Raw genomic sequence first — 5174 nt, 5'->3', positions numbered from 1 at the left:
CTCCGCAGTACTTTCGGCGATGGCGGGCTTAACTTCCGAGTTCGGAATGGGATCGGGTGATCCCCGCCTCCATGGTCGCGCTCGCGGGGGATGCTCCCGCGGGCATTATAGCCCCGCCCGGCGGCTCCGCGCCACCCTGGCGGTCGCATAGCGCAGCATCGAAGCGATCGCGGAACGCGGATGTTCCTGCCTGTTGTGAAGAAGAGCTCGGGCTATTAGTAGCGCTCGGCTGAGCACGTTGCCGTGCTTGCACCTGCGCCCTATCGACCAGGTGGTCTACCTGGGCCCTTACCGAAGAGAAGACTCATCTTGGAGGCGGCTTCCCACTTAGATGCTTTCAGCGGTTATCCGTGCCGGACGTAGCTAGGCGGCGGTGCCGTTGGTCGACAACCGCTCCACCAGAGGTCCGTCCACCCCGGTCCTCTCGTACTAGGGGCAGATCTCCTCAATCTTCTTGCGCCTGCGGAGGATAGGGACCGAACTGTCTCACGACGTTCTGAACCCAGCTCGCGTACCGCTTTAAACGGCGAACAGCCGTACCCTTGGGACCGACTTCAGCCCCAGGATGCGATGAGCCGACATCGAGGTGCCAAACCTTGCCGTCGATGTGGACTCTTGGGCAAGATCAGCCTGTTATCCCCGGAGTACCTTTTATCCGTTGAGCGACGGCCATTCCACTCTGGGCCGCCGGATCACTAGAACCTGCTTTCGCACCTGCTCGGCTTGTTGGCCTCGCAGTCAAGCCCGCTTGCACTCTTGCGCTCTCGGGACGGTTGCCGACCGTCCTGAGCGGACCTTTGCGCGCCTCCGTTACATTTTGGGAGGCGACCGCCCCAGTCAAACTACCCGCCTGACACGGTCCCCGTGCCGGATCACGGCCACGGGTTAGGTCGCCGACACGACGAGGGCAGTATTCCAAGGCCGGCTCCACGGGAACTGGCGTCCCCGCTTCGAAGCCTCCTGCCTATCCTCTACGCGCCGAGCCAACGACCAATGTCAAGCTGCAGTAAAGGTTCACGGGGTCTTTCCGTCCTTCCGCAGGTAATTCGCATCTTCACGAATAATACAATTTCACCGGGTCCATGGTTGAGACAGCGCCCAAATCGTTACGCCATTCGTGCAGGTCGGAACTTACCCGACAAGGAATTTCGCTACCTTAGGACCGTTATAGTTACGGCCGCCGTTTACCGGGGCTTGGCTTCAGAGCTTCGCCTTCAAGGCTAACCCATCCGCGTAACCTTCCGGCACCGGGCAGGCGTCAGACCCTATACGTCGCCTTGCGGCTTGGCAGAGTCCTGTGTTTTTGATAAACAGTCGCTTGGGCCGTTTCGCTGCGGCCCCTCCCCGCTCCGGCCGCGAGGGCCTTCACCGGGAAGGGCGCTCCTTCTCCCGAAGTTACGGAGCCAGTATGCCGAGTTCCTTAACCATGGTTCTCCCGATCGCCTCGGTATGTTCTACCCGCCTACCTGTGTCGGTTTTGGTACGGGCGCCGACAAAGCTCCCTAGAGGTTTTTCTCGGAAGCATGGGCTCGCCGACTTCGCCTGATGGCTTCGTCTCGCGTCTCGGGATACATGCTGCGCTGATTTCCATGCACAGCTCCCTACGCGCTTTCACGGGGACGTCCAGAACCCCGCCCGGCTACCCTTCTCCGTCACCCCGTCGGTCAAACGCTCGTCAGCGGTACGGGAATGTCGACCCGTTGTGCATCGGCTACGCCTTCCGGCCTCGCCTTAGCTCCCGACTGACCCTGGGAGGATTAGCCTTGCCCAGGAACCCTTAGGCTTACGGCGGAGGGGTTTCTCGCCCCTCTCTCGTTACTCATGCCAGCATTCTCACTCCCATGCGGTCCACCGAGGGTCGCCCCTCGGCTTCGCCCCCCATGGGAAGCTCCCCTACCACTGATAGATCAGTCCGCCGCTTCGGTGTCATGCTTAGCCCCGTGAATTGTCGGCGCATGTCCACTTGACCAGTGAGCTGTTACGCACTCTTTAAATGCATGGCTGCTTCTAAGCCAACATCCTGGTTGTCTAGGCAAACGCACATCCTTTGCCACTCAGCATGAACTTGGGGACCTTAGCGGGCGGTCTGGGCTGTTTCCCTCTCGAGCACACAGCTTAGCCCACATGCTCTGACTCCCGGTCTCTTAAGTCGCGGTATTCGGAGTTTGGTTCTTTTCGGTAGGCGGTGAAGCCCCCTAGAAGATCCAGTGCTCTACCTCCGCGACTGAACGACCGAGGCTAGCCCTAAAGCTATTTCGGGGAGAACGAGATATCTCCGGGTTTGATTGGCCTTTCACCCCTATCCACGGGTCATCCCCTCCGTTTTCAACCGAAGTGGGTTCGGCCCTCCACGGGGTCTTACCCCCGCTTCAGCCTGCCCATGGATAGCTCACCCGGCTTCGCGTCTGCGGCAAGCGACTCTGTCGCCATCTTAAAGGCTCGCTTTCACTGCGGCTCGGTTCCAACCTTAACCTCGCCGCTTACCGCAACTCGCTGGCTCATTCTACAAAAGGCACGCCGTCACACTGCAGGAGTGCTCCGACTGCTTGTAGGCGCACGGTTTCAGGTACTGTTTCACTCCCCTCTCGGGGTGCTTTTCACCTTTCCCTCACGGTACTGGTTCGCTATCGGTCACAGGAGAGTATTCAGCCTTGGAGGGTGGTCCCCCCGGATTCGCACCGGGTTTCACGTGCCCGGCACTACTCGGGTGCCTTCCTCGGAGGCGTCGGGGTTTCGCGTACGGGGCTCTTACCCGCTGCGGCCGGCCTTTCCATGCCGTTCCGCTACCGCGACGCTTTGTAACTCCGTCCCAGGTCTGAGGCCCTGGGAGGGGAAGGTCCCACAACACCGCATGCAGCAACGCCCTCAAGCTTGCACGTGCATGGGTTTGGGCTGGTGCGCTTTCGCTCGCCGCTACTCGCGCAATCTCGGTTGATTTCTGTTCCTCCGGGTACTTAGATGTTTCAGTTCCCCGGGTTGCCTCCTCCGAGCCTATTTGATTCAGCTCGGGGTAGCAGGGCATGACCCCTGCTGGGTTCCCCCATTCGGAAACCTGCGGATCGAAGGGTGTTTGCCCCTCCCCGCAGACTATCGCGGCTTGCCGCGTCCTTCATCGGCTTCCTGTGCCAAGGCATCCGCCGTGCGCCCTTGACATCTTCTTCTTACAAGGTAAATTCAGGTATCCATATCGTTCTTGTTCGCGATCGTTCAGATGCGAATCATATGACTATCGCTAATCATTGATTCTCATTTATATCGATGCTTTCGCTATGCAACTGTCAAGGTGCGCGGGCGCCCTCGGGCGCCTCGAGGGCGGGAGCCCTCGAAACCGGGTATTGCGAGCGACGACCGAAAGGGCCCTTGAATCAATAGGTTTTAAAATCTTCTTCCAGGCCATGGGAGCTGAAGCTCGACCATGTCCGGACACTTGCGTGTCTCCCTAGAAAGGAGGTGATCCAGCCGCACCTTCCGGTACGGCTACCTTGTTACGACTTCACCCCCCTTACCCTCCACACCTTCGACGCCTCCGCCCCTTGCGGGTTCGGCCGGCGGCTTCGGGTGCAGACGACTCGGGTGGTGTGACGGGCGGTGTGTACAAGGCCCGGGAACGTATTCACCGCGGCATGCTGATCCGCGATTACTAGCAACTCCGACTTCACGGAGGCGGGTTGCAGCCTCCGATCCGAACTGGGGCCGGCTTTGAGGGATTCGCTTCCTGTCGCCAGGTCGCGGCCCGTTGTACCGGCCATTGTAGCACGTGTGCAGCCCAGGGCATAAAGGGCATGATGACTTGACGTCGTCCCCACCTTCCTCCGGCTTGACGCCGGCAGTCCCATATGAGTCCCCAACTGAATGCTGGCAACATATGGCAGGGGTTGCGCTCGTTGCGGGACTTAACCCAACATCTCACGACACGAGCTGACGACAGCCATGCACCACCTGCGCTGGCTCCTCTCGGCCACCGGGTTTCCCCGGCTTCACCAGCATGTCAAGCCCTGGTAAGGTTCTTCGCGTTGCTTCGAATTAAGCCACATGCTCCGCTGCTTGTGCGGGCCCCCGTCAATTCCTTTGAGTTTTAGCCTTGCGGCCGTACTCCCCAGGCGGGGCGCTTAATGCGTTGGCTGCGGCACGGAGGGATGATCCCCCCACACCTAGCGCCCATCGTTTACGGCTGGGACTACCAGGGTATCTAATCCTGTTCGCTCCCCCAGCTTTCGCGCCTCAGCGTCAGTTGATGGCCCAGAAGACTGCCTTCGCCATCGGTGTTCTTCCCGATATCTGCGCATTCCACCGCTACACCGGGAATTCCATCTTCCTCTACCAAACTCGAGCCTGCCAGTTCGGAACCCGACCGGGGGTTGAGCCCTCGGGTTAGAGGTTCCGCTTGACGGGCCGCCTACGCGCGCTTTACGCCCAATGAATCCGGATAACGCTCGCCCCCTACGTATTACCGCGGCTGCTGGCACGTAGTTAGCCGGGGCTTCTTCTGCAGGTACCGTCAACTTCTTCCCTGCTGAAAGCGGTTTACAACCCGAAGGCCTTCGTCCCGCACGCGGCGTTGCTGCGTCAGGGTTCCCCCCATTGCGCAAAATTCCCCACTGCTGCCTCCCGTAGGAGTCTGGGCCGTATCTCAGTCCCAATGTGGCCGGTCGGTCTCTCAACCCGGCTACCCATCGCAGGCACGGTGGGCCGTTGCCCCGCCGTCTACCTAATGGGCCGCGACCCCATCCCCCTCCGTCGGGGCTTTCCCGCCCCTCCCATGCGGGAGGGGCGGAGTATCCGGTATTAGCGCGGGTTTCCTCGCGTTATCCCGGGGAGGGGGGCAGGTTGGTCACGTGTTACTCACCCGTTCGCCACTCTATACACGCCCGAAGGCGCCTTAATCGTTCGACTTGCATGTGTTAGGCACGCCGCCAGCGTTCATCCTGAGCCAGGATCAAACTCTCCGTTTGAAGAGAGCGGCATCGCTGCCGCATCTGTTCGATCTTGGTTTTCGCCGGCTCCCCCGGCCCTTCGGTGGGCTGGGCTCGCCTGGCGGGCATCTCTCGATTCGATTCATCTCGCAATATCCGGTTTTCAAGGTTCCCGCCTCCCCTTCCGGGGGGCCTCGCCGCCTCCCTTCCGGGCGAGCGGCGCAAGGAGATACTTTACCTTCCCGTTGCCATCCTGTCAAG

Annotated in this window: 3 rRNA genes; all 3 read right to left on the bottom strand. The window is 60.6% G+C overall.

The features are described 5' to 3' along the window. Positions 1 to 83, bottom strand: a 5S ribosomal RNA gene (gene rrf, locus K9U15_RS14475); the annotation flags it as partial. Positions 84 to 195: 112 nt separating this feature from the next. Further along, positions 196 to 3161 (bottom strand): 23S ribosomal RNA (locus tag K9U15_RS14470). Positions 3162 to 3443: 282 nt separating this feature from the next. Further along, positions 3444 to 4952: ribosomal RNA gene (locus tag K9U15_RS14465) — 16S ribosomal RNA — on the bottom strand. Positions 4953 to 5174: the final 222 nt, after the last annotated feature.

The organism is Gordonibacter sp. RACS_AR68 (assembly GCF_030418485.1).
In the GTDB taxonomy this organism is placed as follows: Bacteria; Actinomycetota; Coriobacteriia; order Coriobacteriales; family Eggerthellaceae; genus Gordonibacter; species Gordonibacter urolithinfaciens.
This window is presented reverse-complemented; position numbering and strand designations above follow the sequence as displayed.